Origin of the sequence: Actinomadura sp. CNU-125 (assembly GCF_001942465.1) — a bacterium.
In the GTDB taxonomy this organism is placed as follows: domain Bacteria; phylum Actinomycetota; class Actinomycetes; order Streptosporangiales; family Streptosporangiaceae; genus Spirillospora.
On the sequence record NZ_MKJY01000111.1, the window covers coordinates 24773 to 42797 of the forward strand.

The 18025-nt window shown below is 72.0% G+C and carries 23 protein-coding genes and 1 pseudogene; 7 read left to right on the forward strand and 17 right to left on the reverse strand.

Going from position 1 to position 18025, the window contains the following annotated elements:
• Positions 1 to 9 precede the first annotated feature (9 nt).
• Complete coding sequence (locus BJF79_RS50905) at positions 10 to 402, forward strand: hypothetical protein (protein WP_083733441.1); 393 nt, start codon at positions 10 to 12, stop codon at positions 400 to 402.
• Positions 403 to 466: 64 nt separating this feature from the next.
• Here the strand turns inward: BJF79_RS50905 and BJF79_RS50910 are convergent, their stop codons facing one another.
• The 5 genes and pseudogenes from BJF79_RS50910 to BJF79_RS66855 all read right to left on the reverse strand — a co-directional run bounded on the left by BJF79_RS50910 (position 467) and on the right by BJF79_RS66855 (position 5467).
• The gene (locus tag BJF79_RS50910) at positions 467 to 1258 is read right to left on the reverse strand and encodes an ABC transporter ATP-binding protein (RefSeq protein ID WP_083733442.1); all 792 of its coding nucleotides are present in this window, start codon (positions 1256 to 1258) and stop codon (positions 467 to 469) included.
• Complete coding sequence (locus tag BJF79_RS14465; protein ID WP_083733443.1) at positions 1255 to 2184, reverse strand: ABC transporter permease; 930 nt, start codon at positions 2182 to 2184, stop codon at positions 1255 to 1257. Before BJF79_RS14465 ends, BJF79_RS50910 begins: the two co-directional genes overlap by 4 nt.
• A gap of 7 nt (positions 2185 to 2191) precedes the next feature.
• Positions 2192 to 3115, reverse strand: coding sequence for an ABC transporter permease (locus tag BJF79_RS14470; RefSeq protein ID WP_075897863.1), 924 nt, complete (start codon positions 3113 to 3115; stop codon positions 2192 to 2194).
• Complete coding sequence (locus BJF79_RS14475) at positions 3112 to 3954, reverse strand: ABC transporter ATP-binding protein (RefSeq protein ID WP_083733444.1); 843 nt, start codon at positions 3952 to 3954, stop codon at positions 3112 to 3114. Before BJF79_RS14475 ends, BJF79_RS14470 begins: the two co-directional genes overlap by 4 nt.
• Positions 3955 to 3956: 2 nt before the next feature.
• Positions 3957 to 5467: pseudogene (locus BJF79_RS66855) on the reverse strand (ABC transporter substrate-binding protein).
• A 207-nt stretch (positions 5468 to 5674) separates the two neighbouring features.
• Between BJF79_RS66855 and BJF79_RS14490 the strand changes: the two are divergent.
• From BJF79_RS14490 to BJF79_RS14500, 3 genes are read left to right on the forward strand one after another with little or no spacing between them, the layout of a single operon-like run.
• Entirely contained in the window at positions 5675 to 6397 is a 723-nt protein-coding gene (locus BJF79_RS14490) for an enoyl-CoA hydratase/isomerase family protein (protein WP_075897869.1), read from the forward strand.
• Positions 6394 to 7224, forward strand: coding sequence for a VOC family protein (locus BJF79_RS14495; protein ID WP_075897871.1), 831 nt, complete (start codon positions 6394 to 6396; stop codon positions 7222 to 7224). Before BJF79_RS14490 ends, BJF79_RS14495 begins: the two co-directional genes overlap by 4 nt.
• Positions 7221 to 7736 carry a flavin reductase family protein gene (locus BJF79_RS14500; RefSeq protein WP_075897873.1) on the forward strand — a complete coding sequence of 172 codons (516 nt, stop codon included), beginning with the start codon at positions 7221 to 7223 and terminating at the stop codon, positions 7734 to 7736. Before BJF79_RS14495 ends, BJF79_RS14500 begins: the two co-directional genes overlap by 4 nt.
• Positions 7737 to 7784: 48 nt before the next feature.
• On the opposite strand, the gene BJF79_RS14505 is transcribed toward BJF79_RS14500, so the two are convergent.
• From BJF79_RS14505 to BJF79_RS14530, 6 genes are all read right to left on the reverse strand, one after another.
• Positions 7785 to 8471, reverse strand: coding sequence for a TetR family transcriptional regulator (locus tag BJF79_RS14505; protein ID WP_075897875.1), 687 nt, complete (start codon positions 8469 to 8471; stop codon positions 7785 to 7787).
• A 20-nt stretch (positions 8472 to 8491) separates the two neighbouring features.
• Complete coding sequence (locus BJF79_RS14510; RefSeq protein WP_075897877.1) at positions 8492 to 8977, reverse strand: MaoC family dehydratase; 486 nt, start codon at positions 8975 to 8977, stop codon at positions 8492 to 8494.
• A 44-nt stretch (positions 8978 to 9021) separates the two neighbouring features.
• On the reverse strand, positions 9022 to 9762 hold the full coding sequence (locus BJF79_RS14515) for an enoyl-CoA hydratase/isomerase family protein (RefSeq protein WP_075897879.1): 741 nt from the start codon (positions 9760 to 9762) through the stop codon (positions 9022 to 9024).
• Positions 9759 to 10709 carry a zinc-binding dehydrogenase gene (locus BJF79_RS14520; protein WP_075897881.1) on the reverse strand — a complete coding sequence of 317 codons (951 nt, stop codon included), beginning with the start codon at positions 10707 to 10709 and terminating at the stop codon, positions 9759 to 9761. The genes BJF79_RS14515 and BJF79_RS14520 overlap by 4 nt, the downstream gene beginning before the upstream one ends.
• Before the next feature lie 348 nt (positions 10710 to 11057).
• On the reverse strand, positions 11058 to 11426 hold the full coding sequence (locus tag BJF79_RS14525; protein WP_083733447.1) for a hypothetical protein: 369 nt from the start codon (positions 11424 to 11426) through the stop codon (positions 11058 to 11060).
• 50 nt (positions 11427 to 11476) lie between these two features.
• Positions 11477 to 12376, reverse strand: coding sequence for an RNA polymerase sigma-70 factor (locus tag BJF79_RS14530; protein WP_075897883.1), 900 nt, complete (start codon positions 12374 to 12376; stop codon positions 11477 to 11479).
• 175 nt (positions 12377 to 12551) lie between these two features.
• Here BJF79_RS14530 and BJF79_RS14535 point away from each other — a divergent pair, with 175 nt between their 5' ends.
• Complete coding sequence (locus tag BJF79_RS14535; protein WP_075897885.1) at positions 12552 to 14027, forward strand: MFS transporter; 1476 nt, start codon at positions 12552 to 12554, stop codon at positions 14025 to 14027.
• Here BJF79_RS14535 and BJF79_RS14540 read toward each other — a convergent pair.
• The 6 genes from BJF79_RS14540 to BJF79_RS14565 form a co-directional block, all read right to left on the reverse strand.
• Positions 14018 to 14503: a DUF6644 family protein gene (locus BJF79_RS14540; protein ID WP_075897887.1), complete on the reverse strand. Its 486-nt coding sequence runs from the start codon at positions 14501 to 14503 to the stop codon at positions 14018 to 14020. The two genes, BJF79_RS14535 and BJF79_RS14540, sit on opposite strands and share 10 nt — an antisense overlap.
• Positions 14500 to 15003, reverse strand: a complete 504-nt coding sequence (locus BJF79_RS14545) for a hypothetical protein (protein WP_075897889.1) — start codon at positions 15001 to 15003, stop codon at positions 14500 to 14502. Before BJF79_RS14545 ends, BJF79_RS14540 begins: the two co-directional genes overlap by 4 nt.
• Positions 15004 to 15194: 191 nt before the next feature.
• A complete protein-coding gene (locus BJF79_RS14550; RefSeq protein ID WP_075897891.1) occupies positions 15195 to 15785 on the reverse strand; it encodes a DinB family protein in 591 nt (196 codons plus the stop codon).
• A 204-nt stretch (positions 15786 to 15989) separates the two neighbouring features.
• Positions 15990 to 16172, reverse strand: coding sequence for a DUF397 domain-containing protein (locus BJF79_RS14555; RefSeq protein ID WP_075897893.1), 183 nt, complete (start codon positions 16170 to 16172; stop codon positions 15990 to 15992).
• Positions 16173 to 16262: 90 nt separating this feature from the next.
• Positions 16263 to 16439, reverse strand: coding sequence for a DUF397 domain-containing protein (locus tag BJF79_RS14560; RefSeq protein WP_075898115.1), 177 nt, complete (start codon positions 16437 to 16439; stop codon positions 16263 to 16265).
• Positions 16436 to 17245: a helix-turn-helix transcriptional regulator gene (locus tag BJF79_RS14565; protein ID WP_075897895.1), complete on the reverse strand. Its 810-nt coding sequence runs from the start codon at positions 17243 to 17245 to the stop codon at positions 16436 to 16438. Before BJF79_RS14565 ends, BJF79_RS14560 begins: the two co-directional genes overlap by 4 nt.
• Before the next feature lie 167 nt (positions 17246 to 17412).
• On the opposite strand from BJF79_RS14565, the gene BJF79_RS14570 reads away from it, so the two are divergent.
• Positions 17413 to 17811: an ATP-binding protein gene (locus BJF79_RS14570; protein ID WP_143219933.1), complete on the forward strand. Its 399-nt coding sequence runs from the start codon at positions 17413 to 17415 to the stop codon at positions 17809 to 17811.
• Positions 17808 to 18020 carry a hypothetical protein gene (locus BJF79_RS14575; RefSeq protein WP_075897897.1) on the forward strand — a complete coding sequence of 71 codons (213 nt, stop codon included), beginning with the start codon at positions 17808 to 17810 and terminating at the stop codon, positions 18018 to 18020. The genes BJF79_RS14570 and BJF79_RS14575 overlap by 4 nt, the downstream gene beginning before the upstream one ends.
• The last annotated feature ends 5 nt before the right edge of the window (positions 18021 to 18025 follow it).

The window sequence follows — 18025 nt, forward strand, 5'->3', positions numbered from 1 at the left end:
GCCGCGGCGGTGCCGGGGACGAACCCGGCGGCGGCGTCGCCCCGCGCCAGCTCGTCCGGTGCGCCGGGCCGGGCCGTGCGGACGTCGGCGAGCGCCGCGCGGCCCGGCGTGCAGCACCAGGTCGAGCGCGGTCGCGCCGGACCGGTGGCCGTGCAGGTCGGCGGCGGCGACGCCGAGGTCGAGCCCGAGGGCTTCGTGGACGATCCCGGCCGCGGTCTTGCCGTCGTAGGGCGCGGCGGTCGTGGCGAGCAGGAGCCGGCCGCCGGGCGGCGGCTGCGCGGTGATCTCCCGGAGCGCCTCGACCGCCATCGTCACGGCGTCCTCGTCGTAGGCGGCGACGCCGCGGGCCGGGCCGCCGGGGCGCGGCGCGTCCCGTCGAGGGACGTGCCGGTCAGCGCGTAGGCGGGCAGGTGCACCGCGTACGCGCCGATGCCGTTGAGTTCGGGCATGGGTGGGTCGTGCCTCCTCAGGTCCAGGTGGGGACGGACGCGAGCAGCCGCCGGGTGTAGTCCTCCCGGGGCCGGTCGAGCACCTCCTCGGCGGGGCCCTGCTCGACGACGCGGCCGCCGTTCATGACCGCGATCCGGTCGCACAGGTCGCTGGCCAGCATCAGGTCGTGGGTGACGAACAGCAGGCCGATGCCCAGTTCGTCCGTGAGCGTCCCGAACAGTTCGACGACCTTGGTCTGCGTGGTGACGTCGAGTGCGGTGGTGCATTCGTCGGCGATGACCAGCGACGGCCGGGTGACGACGGCGAGGCCGATCGCGACCCGCTGCCGCAGGCCGCCGGAGAGCTGGTGCGGGTAGCTGTCCAGGACGCGTTCGGCGTCGGCGATCCGCATCTGCTCCAGCACCTCGACGGAGCGGCGCCGGACGTCGTCCTTGCCGATCCCCCGGACGTGCCGCCGCAGCACCTCGGCGAGGTGCGCCCGCACTTTCAGGAGCGGGTTCAGGGACCGGGACGCGTCCTGGAACACCATGCCGACGGCGGAGCCGCGGACCCGTCCGGTGCGTTCGACGCCCGGCGCGACGATCCGCTCGTCCCCGAGGGAGATCGAGCCGCCGTCCACCCGGACGTTCTTCTCCAGCAGCCCCACGACGGCCCGCGCGAGGGTGGTCTTCCCGCTGCCGGACTCGCCGACGACGCCGACGACCTCGCCGCGCCCGACCGTCAGGTCGACGTCGTCCAGCAGCGTCAGGTCGCCGTGCGCGACACGGGCCGTGATCGTGAGGCCCGAGACGTTCAGTAGCTCGGTCATCGGCGCCGCTTCCGTGGGTCGTGGTGGGTGAGCAGTGCGTCGCCCAGCAGGTTCACCAGCAGGACCAGGACGGTGATGGCGAGCCCCGGGAAGAACGCGATCCACCACGCCTGCCCCAGCTCGTCCTGCCCGGACGCCAGCATCGAACCCCAGCTCGACCGGGGCGGCACGACGCCGAGGCCGAGGAAGCTGAGCGCGCTCTCGACCAGGATCGCGGTCCCGACCTGGAGCGTTCCCAGCGCGACGATCGTCCCGGCGAGGTTCGGCAGCACGTGCCGGAACACGATCCGGCCCTCCGACGCGCCGACGGCGCGCAGCCCGAGGACGAACTGCCGTTCCCGGATCGCCAGGGTCGACGCGCGGGTGACGCGGGCGCAGGACGCCCAGCCGGTGAGCGCCAGGACGATGAACAGCACCGGCAGCGAGCTGCCCCGGTTCGCGATGATCGCCAGCGCGATGAGGATGAACGGCAGCGCGAGCTGCGCGTCGATCACGATGGAGATCACCCGGTCGGCCCAGCCGCGGAAGTACCCGGCGAGCAGGCCGACCAGGACGCCCGGCACGATCGCGGCGAGCGCGCCGACCAGCCCGATCATGATCGTCAGCCGGCCGCTGGTCACCAGCTCGGTGAGGATGTCCTGGCCGCGCTTGTCCGTGCCGAGGGGATGGTCCCAGGTGCCGCCGGACAGCAGCGCCGGAGGCAGCCGCGTCTTCGACAGGTCCTGCCCGCCCTCCGGCAACAGACCGGTCAGCGGCAGCACGAAGACGAGCGCCGCGACCGCCACGAGCGGCACCGCCAGCCAGAACACGGCCGTGCGGGGACGCCGCGGACCGCGGGCCCGCCCGGACGGCGGGTTCTTCCCGGCCGCCCGCCCGGCGACGGGGACGCCCGGGGCGTCGGGGGCGTCGAGTTCGGTTCGGCTCATCGCGCGTTCACCTCACCCTCGGGTCGACGACGGAGTGGACGACGTCGACGAGCAGGTTCAGGCAGACGAACACGACCGCGCCGAACACCACGATGGCCTGGACCAGCGGGAAGTCGCGGAACTGGACCGCCTGCAGGGCGAGCTGCCCGAGGCCGGGCCACGAGTAGACGTACTCGATCGCGACGGCGCCGGACAGCAGGATTCCGGTCTGCAGGACGACGACCGTCAGCACGGGCATCATCGCGTTCTTGAACGCGTGCCGCCAGACGACGCGCACCCGTCCGATCCCGCGTGCGCGGGCGGAGTCGACGAACGGCTCGGCCAGGGCCTCGCTCATGGACGCCCTGGTCAGCCGGGCGATGTGCGCCATCGGATACAGCGACATCGTCAGGCTCGGCAGGATGAGATGCTTCGGCGTCCCCGACTGGCCCGCCGGGAGCCAGCCGAGCTTCACCGCGAACAGGACGACGAACATCATCCCGAGCCAGAACACCGGGATGGACTGGCCCAGCAGCGCCACCGTGGACGCCGCCCGGTCCCACCAGGTGCCCTCGCGGGTCGCCGCGAGGACGCCCAGCGGCACCCCGACGAGGATCGCGACGGCCATGCCCGCCCCGACGAGCTGCAGCGTGAACGGCACCCGCTCGAAGATCATCGTGGTGTTGGCCTGGTAGAACTGCAGCGATTCGCCGAGGTCTCCGGTGAACACGCCGCGCAGGTAGTCGAAGTACTGGGTCGGGAGCGGACGGTCGAGGCCGAGCTGCGCGCGCAGCGCCGCGCGCTGCTCGGGCGGCGCGGTCGGCCCGAGGATGTTCGCCGTCGGGTCTCCCGAGAGCCTGCCGAGGACGAACGCCATGGTCAGCGCGATGTACAGGGAGGCGAACAGCGTCGCGAGGCGGACGGCGACGCGTCTGAGGCGTCCGGTCGTCATCGGCGGGCCCTCCAGCGTGCGCCGGGCATCGCCGCGAGCAGCTCGCGGGTGTAGCCGTCGGCGGGGTCGGTGAAGACGGTCTCGCACGGCCCGGACTCCACGGCCTTCCCGCCCCGCATGACGTGCACGGAGTCGCAGACCGACCGGACGACCGCGAGGTCGTGGCTGATCATCAGCAGTGCGGCGCCGGTGCTCTCCCGCACCTCGCGGAGCAGTTCGAGCACGTCGGCCTGCACGGAGACGTCCAGGCCGGAGGTGGGCTCGTCCGCGACGATCAGCCGGGGCCGCATGAGCAGCGCGCGGGCGATGCAGACCCGCTGCGCCTGCCCGCCGCTGAGCTGGTGCGGATACCGGTCGAGCAGGTCCGGGGAGAGCCGGACCCGTTCGAGGAGCGCGGCGTCGTCGATCCACGCGGTGCGTTCGCGTTGCAGCCCGCGCAGTTCCCGCAGCCCCGACCGGACGGACTGGCGCGCGTCCAGCGACCCGTGCGGGTCCTGGAACACGACCTGGACGTCGGGGCGCAGCGCCCGCAGCCGCCTGCGGCCGAGCGTCGCCAGCGAGTGCCCGAGCAGCCGGACGTCCCCGGCGGTGCGGGGTCCGAGCCCGATGGCGGCGAGTGCCAGGGTGGTCTTGCCGGAGCCGGACTCGCCGACCACGGCGCTGCTCTCGCCCGCGCCGACGCGCAGCGACACGCCGTCCACGGCCCGGAAGACCTTCCCCGTGGTCCGGTCGCGGTGCTCGACGACGAGCCCGTCGACGACGAGCGCCGGTGCGTCCGCCGGGCCGGGGAGGTCCCGGCCGGTGCCGGCCGGGGTCTCCTTCTTCAGCGTCTCGGCCATGGTCAGCGCGTCGTGTTCGTGAAATCGACGGAGTTCAGCGGCCCGTAGACGACGCCCTGCACGCCCTCGCCGAGGCCGTAGTTGTAGACCTGCTTGTAGAGGGGGACGTAGCAGTGCTTCTCGACGACGCCGAGCGTGTTGAGTTCCTCGTAGATGGGCTTCGCGGCGGCGGCGTCGTCCTGCTCCAGCGCCTCGGCGACCAGCGCGTCGATCTTCGGGTCCGGGCAGTTGCCGGTGATCGACTTCGTCTTCATGAAGCCGCTGGCGAAGAAGTCGGGGACGGCCACGTTCGGCACCCCGGCGAACAGGTACAGGCCGTCGATCTGCTTGCCGCCCACCTGCTTGACCAGCGTTCCGTAGTCGACGGGCAGGTACTTCACCTTGAACCCGGCCTCTTCGAGGCTGGCGCCGACGGCTTGGGCGACCTCTTCCATGTTGGTGTACTGGGCGGCCGGGTAGGTGAGGTTGACGGACGGCGACGACGACCCGACGAGCCGCTTGGCCTTGGCCGGGTCGGCGGTGACCGCCTGCGCGGGCTCGGTACCGGGCTTCACGTTGAGCAGCCCGCCGTCCGCCACGGCCTGGCCGTCGAAGATGCCCTGGACGATCTGGTCGCGGTCGATCGCGAGCGCCGCGGCTCGCGCAGCTTCGGATCGTCGAAGGGCTCCTTGGTCGACTCCAGGAAGCCGGTGATCTTCAGGGCGGACTCGGTGCTCACGACCTCGATCCCGGCGTCCTTCGCCTGCGCGGCCTGCGCCGGAGGAAGGTCGAACGAGACGTCCACGCTGTCGCTCTGGAGCAGCGCGAGCCGCTGCGACGCCTCGGTCGCCCAGGTGAAGGTGACGCCGCTGTTCGCGGGCTTCTCGCCCCAGTAGTCCGGGTTCGCCTTGACCGAGATCTCGCGCCCGGCCTTCGCGCCCTCGAACACGTACGGGCCGGTGCCGACCGGGGCGGCGGAGAAGCCCGCCGCGCCCTTCTCCGCGTAGTACTTCGGCGGGAGGAGGTACACCGTGGTGAGCAGGTTCGGGATGTCGTACTGCGGGGTCTTCGTCTTGACGACGAACGTCGTGGCGTCCGGCGCCTCGAAGGACTCGACGTTCCCGAAGTAGGACTTCAGGATCGAGGTGTCGGCGTCGCGCGTGAGCTTCAGCGTGGCGACGGCCGCGGCGGCGTCCGCCGCTTCACCGTTGCTGAACTTCAGGTCCGGACGCATCGTGAACGTCCATTCGGTGGGGGACGTGCGTTCCCAGCCGGTGACGATCCCGGTCTCGTCGGGCTCCAGGTCCTCGCCGGTGGCGACGAGCGGTTCCACCATCGTCGCCCAGACGACCTGCGCGGAGCGCGCCCCGGCGATCGGGTCGAGGGTGGCCGGCTGCGCGTTGAGCAGCGCCCGGACGTGCGAGGTGTCCGACGAGCCGCTCGGCGACCCTCCGCACCCGGCGACGCCGATCGCCACCGCCGCCGCGACGGCGACGCCCGCCAGCCGCCGCAGGGTCAGGCCGTTCTTGATCATTTGGATCCTCCTCGGCGTCGAAGTGTCCGCGGCTTCGGGGTGACGGCGTGCACATGCCGCCCGGTGCCGAATCCCGTGACGCCGGTCACAAAGTACCGACCAGCCGGTATCAAGTCAATCGTCCTTCGCAGGTCATGATGCCGGAAGACGTCCAAAAAACCCAGGTCTGGGGCTTACTTCATACCGACCGGCATGTATGATTTCGCCATGCCGATCACGATGACGACCGAGCGTGACGGACGCGTCGCGAGGGTCACCTTCGACAACTCCGCGCGGGGAAACTGCCTCGACACCGCGCTCCTGCGGGAACTCGCCGAGGCCCTGGAACGCGCCGCCGCGGACCCGGCGCACGTCGTCATCCGCCTGGAAATGGCCGGACGGCACTTCTGCGGCGGCTGGGACACCGCGTCGTTCGCGGGGCTCGCGGACGAGCCCGCCGAAACCGTCGCCGAACGGCTCCGGGAGAGCGACGCCCTCGTCGACCGGATCCGGCGGCTGCCCGTACCGGTGGTCGCGGGCGTCCGCGGCCGGATCGTCGGGTTCGGCCTCGGCCTGCTGGCCGCCGTGCACCTGCCGGTCGCCGCCGCCGAGGCCCGCGCGTCCCTGCCGGAGGCCCGGTTCGGGTTCGCGCCCGCCGGGGTCGGCCACACGGTGGCCCGGGCGCTGCCGCGCGCGCAGGCGTACGCGCTGCTGTGCGGCCTCACCACGGCGACGGGCCGGCAGCTCTCGGCGTGGGGCCTGGTCGCCCGGGTGGCGCCGGAGGCTCAGCTCGACGCCGCCGTCGAGGAAGTGCTCGACGGGCTGCTGGAGATACCGGGCGGCACACTCCGCGGGATCGTCGAGGTCGTCGGATCGAGCGTCGACACCGGCCGTCCCGACCGCGCCTACGCGGTCGCCGCCCGGACGATCGTCGCGGGGGCCGGGTCATGACCGAACACGCGTTCCGCGCGGGCGAGGCGGTCTGGGTCGAGCTGTGCACGCCCCGTCCCGAGGCGGCGGAGGAGTTCTACACCGCGCTGCTCGGCTGGACGGTACGGCACGAACGGCTCGGCGGCTCGACGTACCGGATGTGCTCCGTCGCCGGACGCGACGTCGCCGGGATCTCCGACGCGGCCCTGCACGGCGGGCGGCCGCGCGGCTGGCTCACCTACTTCGCCGTCGACGACATCGACGCGGCGGCGCGCGACGCGGTCGCCCTGGGCGGCGAGCTGCTCACCGCCCCGCGCTACCTCCCGGCGGCCGGGACGGGCGCGACGGTGCTCGACCCCTTCGGCGCCGCCTTCGGCCTCTACCGGGGCGAGGCCCGCGCGGGCGTCCAGCTCCTCAACCTCCCCGGGGCGCTCTGCTGGAACGAACTGGACACGGGCGAGCCGGAGAAGTCGGTGGCGTACTACCGGTCGCTGTTCCGCTACGGGACCGAGTCGCGCGACGACGCCCCGACCGGGCGCCCCTACACGGTCCTGACCCTCGACGGCGTCCCCGTGACGGGCGTGCTGGAGATGGACAGCGCGTGGCCGAACCTCGTGCCGTCGAAGTGGATCACCTACTTCGCCGTCGCCTCGCTCGACGCGGCGATCGCCGCGGCGGTCGAGCTCGGCGGCACCCCGACCGTCGGGCCGGTCGACGGCCCGCACGGTCCGCTGCACCTGGTGAAGGACCCCGGCGGCCACACGGTGGCCCTGATCCGGCTCGACGGCGGCCTGCGCCCCGACCGGACCCCTTCGCACGTCCCTTCTCCCCCGGCGGTGACCCGATGACGACCGAGCCGTTGTTCGACTCCACCCGGTTCCGCCGCGTGTGCGGGCAGTTCCCGACCGGCGTGACGGCGGTGACCGCGGTGACCGCCGACGGGAGGGTCGCCGCGCTGACGGTGAACTCCTTCACGTCGGTGTCGCTCGAACCCGCGAAGGTGCTGTTCTGCCTGGCTGACTCCTCGTCGAGCTACCCGCTGCTGACGGAGGCGGAGCGCATCGCGATCCACATCCTGAGCCGCGACCAGGAGGACGTCGCCCGGCGGTTCGCGACGTCCGGGCTCACCGGCGCGCAGCGGCTGGCGGGCGTCGGCTGGACCGCGGGCCCCGGCGGCGTCCCGCTGCTGCCCGACACCCCGGCGATCCTCGCCGGCCCGCCCGGCGAGATCATCACCAGCGGCGACCACGCGATCATCCTGGTGGCCGTCGACCACGTCCACCTGAAGCCGAGCGACACGCCCGCCCTGTCCTTCTACCAGGGGCGTTTCACCACGCCGGTCGTCGCCCGGGCGGAGTGACCCGGACGCTGCGGACGGCGCGGACGGCCCGTCCGCGCCGGACGACCATCACTCGCTGAGGAGCCCCATCAGGACCAGTTCGCAGAACTGGTCGGCGACCTCGCCGATCCCGAGGCTGCCGTCCGGCTTGTACCACTGGAACGCCGACGCGCACATGCCGACGATGCCGAAGGTGATGACGCGCTCGCTCATCGCCGGGCGGAACGCGCCGGCGTCGATCCCGCGCTGGACGACCTCGCGGAACATGGTTTCGAGCATGTCCCGCTTCTCGGTGACCGAGCGCAGCCGCTCCCCGGTGAGGTGCCGCCGCTCCTGGTAGAAGATCGCGACGTGCGCCCGGTACGCGGCGACGCCCGCGAGGCTGAGGCCGATCAGGGAGCGGAGCTGCTCGACGGGGTCCGCGCCGTCGTCGAGGATCTCGCGGGCCGACTCGATCTGGGTGTCCAGGTACTCGTTCTGGATCTGCCAGAGCAGGTCTTCCTTGCTCTTGAAGTGGTGGTAGAACGCACCTTTGGTGAGGTTCGCGTTCACGACGATCTGCTTGAGCGTCGTCCGGTCGAAGCCGTCGCGTTCGAACAGCTGGAGCGCGCTGTCGACGATCTCCCGGCGGGTCCGCCGCGGATCGTAGCCGTCGGACCAGCGCCAGCCGGCTTCGGCGGCGCGGGAGGGCACCGCCTCCTCCGCCGTCGTGGCCGGAGCGTCGCCCGGCGCCGTGACTGCGGATTCCTCTGTCATCGCGCTCCTTGCCGTCTCGGTCACGGATAGTAGCGAAACAGGATCTCCGCCACGCAGCACGTGGTGGCGTCGTCCGCGAACTCCACGGTCACGGACGCCTTGGCCTGCACTCCCTCGGCCCCGCCGCCCCCCGCGGGGAGCCGCACGGCCGACGTCAGCTCGGCCACGCCCTGGATCTCGGTGCCCGGCGGGAGCGGCTTGACGAACCGCACCCGGTCGAGCCCGTAGTTGATGCCCATCGAGAAGCTTTCGATCGTGAGAACGTCCTCGAGGAGGCGGGGAACGAGGGCGAGGGTCAGAAAACCGTGGACGATGGTACCCCCGAACGGCCCGGCCTCGGCCCGTTCGACGTCGACGTGGATCCACTGGTGGTCCCCGGTGACGTCGGCGAACCGGTCGACGTCGTCCTGGGTCACCACCCTGGGTTCGCTGGCGCCCAGTTCCGTGCCGACCAGGCCGAGCAGTTCGTGGGGTTCGCGGAGGACGGTTCGCCGCGGTGTCCGCATGGTGGAGACTCCATTCCGACTGGTCGCAATGTAATTGTACGGTGTCACTTCGGTCGCCGAGCGTTCCCGGAACCGGCGATCTGGTCGTCGATGTGCGCCCGGAGCACGGCCGCCTCGCGTGCCCACGCCCGCTCGTCCAGCGGCGGCCGGGCGACCTCCAGCATCCGGGCGACCGCGGCGGCGTCGAGTGCCGCGATGTCGCACGCGAGGTCGGCGGCGCGCTCGTCGAGCCCGGCGTCGTCCACGACCTCGCCGACGAGGCCGCGGCGGGCGGCGTCGTCGGCGGACCACGTCTCGCCGGTCAGCAGCAGCCTGCGCGCGAGGGCGGGCCCCACCGCCAGGGGGAGCATGACGCTGCTTCCCCAGCCGGGCACCTGCCCGACCGCCGCATGGCGGTCGCCGATGCGCGCGCTCCGGGCGGCCACGGCGATGTCGCAGGCCAGGAGGAGTTCGAGCCCGCCCCCGTAGGCCGCCCCGTTGACGGCGGCGATGGTGGGCCGCGGCGCCGCCCGGAGCCGCCGGACGAGGTCGCGGCCGCGGTCGAGGAACGCCCGCAGCGCGGGCGGGTCGCCGAGCAGGGCCCGCCCCTCGGCGAGGTCCGCGCCCGCGCAGAAGGCCCGTCCCGTGCCGGTGAGGACCAGGACGGCGACCCCGGGGTCGGCGGCGCGGTCGAGCCAGTCCTCCAGCCCCGCCATGACCGCGGAACCGCAGGCGTTGCCCGCTTCGGGACGGTCGATGCGGGCCCAGAGCGCGGCCCCGCGGCGCTCGACGGCGACGGGGCTCATCGGACGGTCACGCAGAGCTTGCCGAAAGCGTCCCCGCCGAGCATCCGCCGCACCAGCGCCGGGACGTCGGCGAGCCCGGCCGTCCGGTCGATCACCGGCCGGAGCCGGTGCCGCTCGACGAACCCGACGAGGTCGGCGAACTCCTCGCGCGTCCCCATCGTCGAGCCGTGCACGGTGATCTCGCGGGCGAACAGCCGGGCGAGGTGCAGCGGCGCGGTGAACCCGGTCGACGCGCCGCAGACGACGATCGTCCCGCCGGGCCCGACGGACCGCGTCGAGTGGTCGAAGGTCGCCGGGCCGACGGACTCGATCACGACGTCGACGGGTTCCGGGACGCGCTCGTCCGTGCGGAGAGCGGCGTCGGCCCCCGCCCGGAGCGCGCGCTCCCGCTTCGCCGCCGAGCGGGAGGTGACGGCGACCGAGGCGCCCGCCGCCTTCGCGAGCGCGATGACCGCGGTGGACACTCCCCCGCCCGCGCCCTGCACGAGGACGCTCTGCCCCGCGCGCAGCCGGGCCTTGGTGAACAGCATCCGGTAGGCGGTGAGCCACGCGGTGGGGAGGGCCGCGGCCTCCTCCCAGGTCAGGTGCGCGGGTTTCGGGACGAGCCCCGCGGCGGGCACGACCGCCTGCTCGGCGAGCAGCCCGTGCCCCCGGTCGCCGAGCAGTTCGGTGTGGCCGACCGTCCGGCCCGGCACCGGGAGCACCGGATAGACGAGGACGTCGCGGCCGTCGCAGACCCCGGCCCCGTCGCTGCCGAGGACGCGCGGCGTCCCGGCGGGTCCTCCGGCGACGCCGCGCAGCGTCCACACGTCGTGCATGTTGAGCGCGCCCGCGCGGACGTCGACGCGGCACCAGCCGTCCGGTGGCCCGGGCACGTCGAGGTCCCCGACCTCGACGGCGCCCGCGGGATCGTCCGCCGAGGGGGCGGTGACGTAGGCGGCTCTCATCGGCCTTCCTCTCCGATCGGCAACTTCATACCGACCGGAAGGAATCTATCATCAGCGGCTCAGCGGGGTCTCCGTCTCCACCCGCGCCCGGCTTCGCGGGGTTGCGCACGTGGTGGGCGCCGGTGACCAGGCGCTGCAGGTCACCGGTCCCGACCGCCCGATGGGCCGCGGACCAGCGCACGCGCGTCCCGCGGTCATCGACGTCCTCACGCGATGCCCGCCCCGCCCGGCGGCGGACGCCCCGGGGAGCCGCACCGTCAACTGGACGCGTCACTCCGCCGATCACCGGCGAGGTGCGCGATCTCCGCGCCCGCCCGGCTCCTCCGCCGAGGTCCGCGGAACATCGCCTCAGACGCGGCCTCGGCCGAACGTCCGCTGCACCGCGATGCGCGCGAGCCAGCCGAGTCCGGCGGTGAAGAGCGGCGGCCACACGATGGGTCCGAAGGTGTAACCGACGATCACCGCGAGCGGGATCCACACGCGGTTGACGGCCTGGTAGAGGACGCCCGGCGACCGCGCCCCGGCGAACCGCGCCAGGTCGGGCAACGCGAAGAACAGCAGCGCGGCGCCTGTCGTCGGCAAGCCGTACTTGAAGCTTTCGAAAGCCGCGAACGCGACCAGGAACAACGCGAACGCTCCCCAGCCGATCTTCCGCGGCAGACCGACATCACCCGAAACGCCCTGTTGCGGATCGTCCGGCGCATGCTCAGCGGTCACGCGTTGAGTCTAAGCCCAAGATCGTCCCGTGGCCCCGGGGTCGTTCCCCATCAGCGGCTCAGCGGGGTCTCCGTCTCCACCCGCGCCAGCTTCTCGGGGTTGCGCACATGGTAGGCGCCGGTGACCAGCCCCTCCTCGACCCGCACCGCCACCACGCCGTCGACCTCCCCGTCGATCCGGACGAGCAGCCCCGGGCCGCCGTTGACCTGCACCAGCTCGACCGTCCTGTGCGCCCGCTTCCACCAGCCGACGGCCAGCAGGCGGGCGACCTCGTCCGCGCCCACGACGGGGCGCGGCAGTGCGTGCGTGACTCCGCCGCCGTCGCTGAGGGCGACGACGTCCGGCGCGAGGACGTCGAGCAGACGCTGCAGGTCGCCGGTTTCGACCGCCCGCTGGAAAGCCTGCAGCGCCGCCCGGGTCTGGGCCGGGGACGCGACGCCGCGCGGGCGGCGCGCGGCGACGTGCGTCCGCGCCCGGTAGGCGAGCTGGCGGACCGCCGCCGGGGACTTGTCGACGGCCTCCGCGATCTCGTCGTACCCCAGGTCGAACACCTCGCGGAGCACGAACACCGCCCGCTCCACCGGCTGCAGCGTCTCCATGACCAGCAGCATCGCCATCGACACGTTCTCGGCCAGCTCGACGTCGTCGGCCACATCGGGCGCGGTCAGCAGCGGTTCGGGCAGCCACGGCCCGACGTAGGACTCCCTGCGCCGGCCGAGCGCCCGCAGCCGGTCCAGCGCCTGCCGGGTGACGATCCGCACCAGATAGGCCCGCCGGTCCCGGACGCCGCCCAGATCGACGGCCACCCACCGCAGCCACGTCTCCTGCAGGACGTCCTCGGCGTCCGCCGCCGAACCGAGCATCTCGTACGCGACCGTGAACAGCAGGTTGCGGTGCGCGACGAACACCTCGGTGGCCGAGTCGTCCGTGCCCGTCGATCGTTCGCTCATACCCGGCTCCCGCCCGTCCGCTCGTCCCGGCAACACGCACTAGACGACGCTCGCCGCCGATTTGTGACATCCGCGCGCGATGAACCACGTCACACTTCCGCGCCCGTTACGGGGCCCGGCCCACCGGCGTCTCGTGAACGTCAGGACACGAGGAACCACGAGCAAGGACGAAGTCATGGCAACCACGAAGGCCCAAGCCTCCCCGCGCCGCTGGGCCGCGCTGTTCTTCATAGCGTTGGCCCAGCTCATGATCGTGCTGGACGGGACGGTCGTGAACATCGCGCTGCCGTCGCTCCAACGCGACCTGGGGATCTCCGACGGCGACCGGCAGTGGATCATCACCGCCTACACGCTCGCGTTCGGCAGCCTGCTGCTCCTCGGCGGCCGGATCGCCGACTACACCGGCCGCAAACGGACATTCCTCATCGGACTGCTCGGCTTCGCCGCCGCCTCCGCGCTCGGCGGCGCGGCGAACGGCTTCGAGATGCTGCTGATCGCCCGCGTCCTGCAGGGCGCGTTCGCCGCGCTGCTCGGACCGTCCGCGCTGTCCCTCCTCACCGTGACGTTCACCGACCCGAAGGAGCGCGCCAAGGCGTTCGGGGTCTGGGGCGCCGTCACCGCCGTGGGCGGCGCGATCGGGCTGCTGGCCGGCGGCGCGCTCACCGACTACCTGGACTGGCGCTGGTGCCTGTACGTCAGCGTCCCGATCGCCCTGATCGCGGCCGTCGGCGGGTACGCGCTGCTCGCCGAGTCGCGGAGCGAGGGCGCGGCCCGCCTCGACGTCCCCGGCGTCGTGCTGGTGACGGGCGGACTCGTCGCGATCGTGTACGGGACGGGCCGGGCGGAGTCCGACGGCTGGGACTCGGCGATCGTCCTCGGCCTCCTGGCCGCGGGCGCGCTGCTGCTCGCCGCGTTCGCGCTCGTCGAGAGCCGGGTGCCGCAGCCGATGCTCCCGCCCCGCCTGATCGCCGACCGGACCCGCGGCGGCGCCTACCTGAGCGTCGGACTCGCCATGCTCGGCATGTTCGGAGCGTTCCTGTTCATGACCTACTACGCGCAGGCCGTCAAGGGATACTCCCCGATCCGGACGGGCGTGGCCTTCCTCCCGATGACCGTGGCGGTCCTGGTGTCGGCGGGCGGGCTCACCACCCGCCTCCTGCCCAAGGTCGCCCCGCGAACCCTGATCGTGCCGGGCCTCCTGCTGATCGCGTCCGGCATGCTGTGGCTGCGCACGATGGAGACCGACACGTCCTATGTCGAAGGCATGCTGGCCTCGGGCCTCCTGCTCGGCCTCGGAGCGGGCATGATCATGCCGGTGGCCTTCAACTACGCCACCCACAACGTGGACGAACGCGACGCGGGCATCGCCTCGGCCAGCGTCAACACCGCGCAGCAGGTCAGCAGCTCGATCGGGACCGCGCTGCTCAACACCATCGCCACCGGCGCCACCGCGACCTACCTGGCCGCGCACGGCCCGTCCCTGGCCAGGGAAGCGATGCTGGAAGGCTTCATAACGGCCGGCACGTGGGCCGCGGGCATCCTCCTGACCGGCGCTCTGATCGTCGCCGTCCTGATGAACACCCCGCGCCCCGCGACGTCGCCCGAACCGACATCGCCGAAACCCCAACGGTCACCGGCCCGTCACGTGTAGGCGATCAGCCGCCCGCAGACGATCACGATCGTCCAGGTGGCGAGGGAGACGAGCCCGGCCGCACGGGCGGACGGCGGCGGCCGGGCGTCGACGTCCCAGTCCCGAACCGTGCGGAACACACCGGTGTGGAAGAGCCAGATGTTCAGGCCCGCCGCTCCGATGAGGAGGACCTTGACCTGGAACGCGGTGTTGTGCGCGACCTGCGAGGCGTTGGCCGAGAACAGGAGGAACCCGCTCGACGCGGTGAGGGCGAAGGCCGCGCGGGACCACGGGAGCGCGTGCCGGGCCAGCGCCGTGACCGGCAGCCGCCGGGAGGCGCCCAGCAGCCGCAGATCGAAGATCGCGATCGCGCCGAACAGCATCGCCAGCCCGACGAGGTGGACCGACCCGGTCAGCGCGTACGTCCACCGCCCGTCGCGCACCGCGACGGCCGGCGCGGTCCCTTCGAGCCAGACCAGGACGCCGTCCGGGCTCACTGCCCGGCCCGGCGGTTGCGCAGCCGGATCAGGCCCGCCACCGCCCCCGCCGCGACGAGCGCGCCACCGCCCAGCAGGAACACCGGCGGGTCGTCGTCCGAACGGGCTCCCGGGCCGGGCCGCCGGGCGGTGTCCAGGCAGCGGTCCACGATGCGGGTGATACTGCCCCGGTACCGGTGGGCGCCTCCCGCCGCGTAGATCATCTGGACGCGCAGCTCGCCCGAGTACTCGTCCCCCTCGGTGTCGCACCGCCGGTAGACGATCGCCGCGACCTCGTCCCCCACGTTCGGCCGTCCGGGCAGGTCGCCCAGCGTTCCGGTGATGTCGGGCGGGAGCAGGAGGTCACGGACCTGCCCCGCCCCCTCCGGCACCGGCGGCCCGCCCCACGCGTCGTGCCCCCGCAGCCGCTCCGCGCCGGGCAGCCGGGACGGGACGGTCAGCCCGGCCGGGACCTCGATCCGCAGTTGCGCGTGCGGATACCCGTACCGCGCCTGGATCACCTGTCCCCGCAGGTAGAGCGGCCTGCTCGCGTCGTTAGCTCCCGCCGCCCCCGTGGTGCGCGAGCACGCCGTACGACGCGAGGAACCCGATGGGCAGCACCATGCGCCCCCTCCTTTATGCGCGAATGCCCCTTTTCTAGAGAGACCCGCATAAAGAAGCGCGAAAGACGGTGGCCCGGAGGCCGTCGGGTTCAGCCTTGCTCGGATTGGCGCGCCGCGCGCTCCAGCCGTCCGCGGTAGTCCGCCCACCAGGCTTCGTCGCCGGGCGCCATGTTGTCGTTGCCGGGCCGCAACCCGACGGTGCCGTCGATCAGTTCGCGGACGACGTCGGCGTGACCGGCATGCCGGTCCGTCTCGGCGATCACGTGCACCAGGATTCGGTGGAGCGTCACCTCGTCCCGTCCGGCTCGCCAGTGCGGCACCCGGCCGACCGCGTCCAGCGCCAGCGCGTCGAGCGTGGCGTCGGAGTGCATCCACGCCCGGCGATACAACCCGAGGATCTGCTCGCGGGACTCGTCGGCGGTCGCCCACATGTCCGCGTTGATCTCGGCGCCCTCCTCGAACCATGGCATCGCCTCGCCGGACGGCCGACCGAACGTGTCACCGAAGTAGATCAGCTCCATGCTGGCCACGTGCTTGACCAGGCCCAGCAGGTTGGTGCCGGTCGGCGTCACCGGACGACGGACGTCGTACTCCGACAGCCCGTCCATCTTCCAGACCAGGGCATCGCGCCCCGCCTGCAGGTAACGCCGAAGGTCCGCCTTGGGATCCGATCCGCTCACGCCCGCACTCTCCCACCAACACAGCCAGACAGATCACCGCTCCAGGTCGCCACCAAGGCCCCATGGTTCCGTTGACCTGCGGCGTGTTGCCCTAACTCGGACGCCCATAAGGGCAACACGCCGCAGATCAACATCTGGGCCGTCACCCCAGCGGACGTTCGTGGACGCCGCACCCCTCGACGGAGTCGGGCTTGGACGGGCGGGTCAGCGCTTCAGGTCGGCCACCAGCGCCGCGAACACATCCCGACGCACGAGCAACTTCGCCCCGTCCGGATCCTTGCTGTCCCGGACACCGATGTTTCCGGAGAGGGACGCAACCTCCACGCAGTCGCCCCCTTGGGCGCTGCTGTACTTCGACTTACGCCACTTGATCACGTCCACGTTCATGGCTTCAGATTGACGTCTGAGATTGCCTGGTGACAAGGACGTAGGGCGCACGAGCGCCGGCCCTGGGGGATCCGAGGCTTGGACGGGCGGTCAGCGCTTCAGGTCGGCCACCAGCGCCGCGAACGCGTCCCGACGCACGAGCAGTTTCGCCCCGTCCGGATCCTTGCTGTCCCGGACAACAACCCCGTCGGCGTACTCGGCCAATTCCACGCATTCACCCCCGGTCGACGTGCTCTGGCTCGCCTTGCGCCAGACGACTTTGGTCATCTCCACGCCTCCACCTTGGTACGGATCTCGGTCAACGACTGGGCCACAGGGAGCGCAAGCCCCTGAACCTGTCGGAGTGCCTTGCCGAAGGCTACAAGATCGGACGGTTCGGACATGGTGTATCCCCGTGCGACCGTCTCGACATACGCCACTTGCTGCATGTCCTCCAACGTGGCGATTGTGAATGAGTGCGTGTTCCCGAGGTGGGTTCCGTCTGACGGGACGACCTGTATCTGCATCCCCTCTTCGATCTTGGCGGCCAGGTGTTCGAGTTGCTCCACCATCACTTCCGGCTCGCCGACGGGGCGGGTGAGCACCTGGGCGTCCAGGAGGAACAGGACATCCGGCGGTGGCGGGTCCGACCGGGTGAAGATGGCTTGCCTCGACATGCGGGCGCTCACCGCGTCCTTGTCACCGTGCAGCATCGCCGCCGCGTAACTCGGAACCTGGAGCAGCCCGTGGACGACGGTGAGGCTGTAGGACGCGAGCATGATGGCGTCGCTCTCGACGGCCACCCAGTCGAACCAAACGGGGAACGCCGAGTCCATGGCGAGGTCGTGCCATAGACCGAGGAGCTCTCCGTTCGCCCCGAGCACTTCGTCCATTTCGGCGGCGAACTTTTCCGTGCACCTGGCGCGTCCGTTCTCGATGGCCCCGATGTACTGGGCCTTAACGCCAGCGCCGTTGTGCGCGCGCGCCGCGAGTGCCTCTTGGGTTAGGAGCTTCGCGTCGCGGAAGCGCCGGAAGCGTCTTCCGAACGCGAGAAGCGTTGGACTGGTCGAACTCCTTCTACGGCGACTGCTCATGCGGCGCCTCCCGTCGGGACAGGGCCAAGCGCGCCTCAACCGGACTCAACCGCTTGGGGGGCCGACTGCGCGACTTGGGGTCAGGACTCCAGTGCTTTGTTACGCAGAGTACATGTCCGGTGGCTCAATGGGACGCGGAATGGCAACCCGATCAGAAGGGCATACCGATGACACTCACAACACCGGCGCCGGAGGTTCCTACGCTGGTTCTCGAATCGAGTGAGCGGGCGCCGAAGGCGGCTCGGGAATTCGTGGGCGAACGAATGCGCGAATGGGGTATTTCCGACGACTACCTCGCACGGTTGGTCACGTGCGAGCTCGTCACCAACGGCTTCCAGCACGGGGAAGGTCCGATCGTCGTGCGGGTGTTCCGGGACGAACGGGACGGCCTCGTCGTCATCGACGTGTGGGACGGCGGCGCGGGACGTCCGGTGGTGCGTCCCTCGAACTGCGCCGCGACGTCGGGGCGCGGGCTGCTGCTCGTGTCGGAGCTCGTGCACTCGTGGGGCGTCCGCGAACTGAACGAGGGCGGCAAGGCCACGTGGGCGAAGCTCCTCGCGGGGTGAGCGACGACATCGTGCTGCTGTTCCTCCGACATCTCCTCCCCGAATGGGCGATCACGCGGGACGTCCACGGCGTCTGGCGGACGATCGGACGGGTGCACGGTGCGGCGTCGTCCGTCGACGGGCTGCTCGACGTGATCCGCGCGGCGGATCCCGGCGGGGTGGAGCGGGCCGCCCGTCGGCTCGGCCATGGTGTTGACAAGGTTGGCTAATGCCC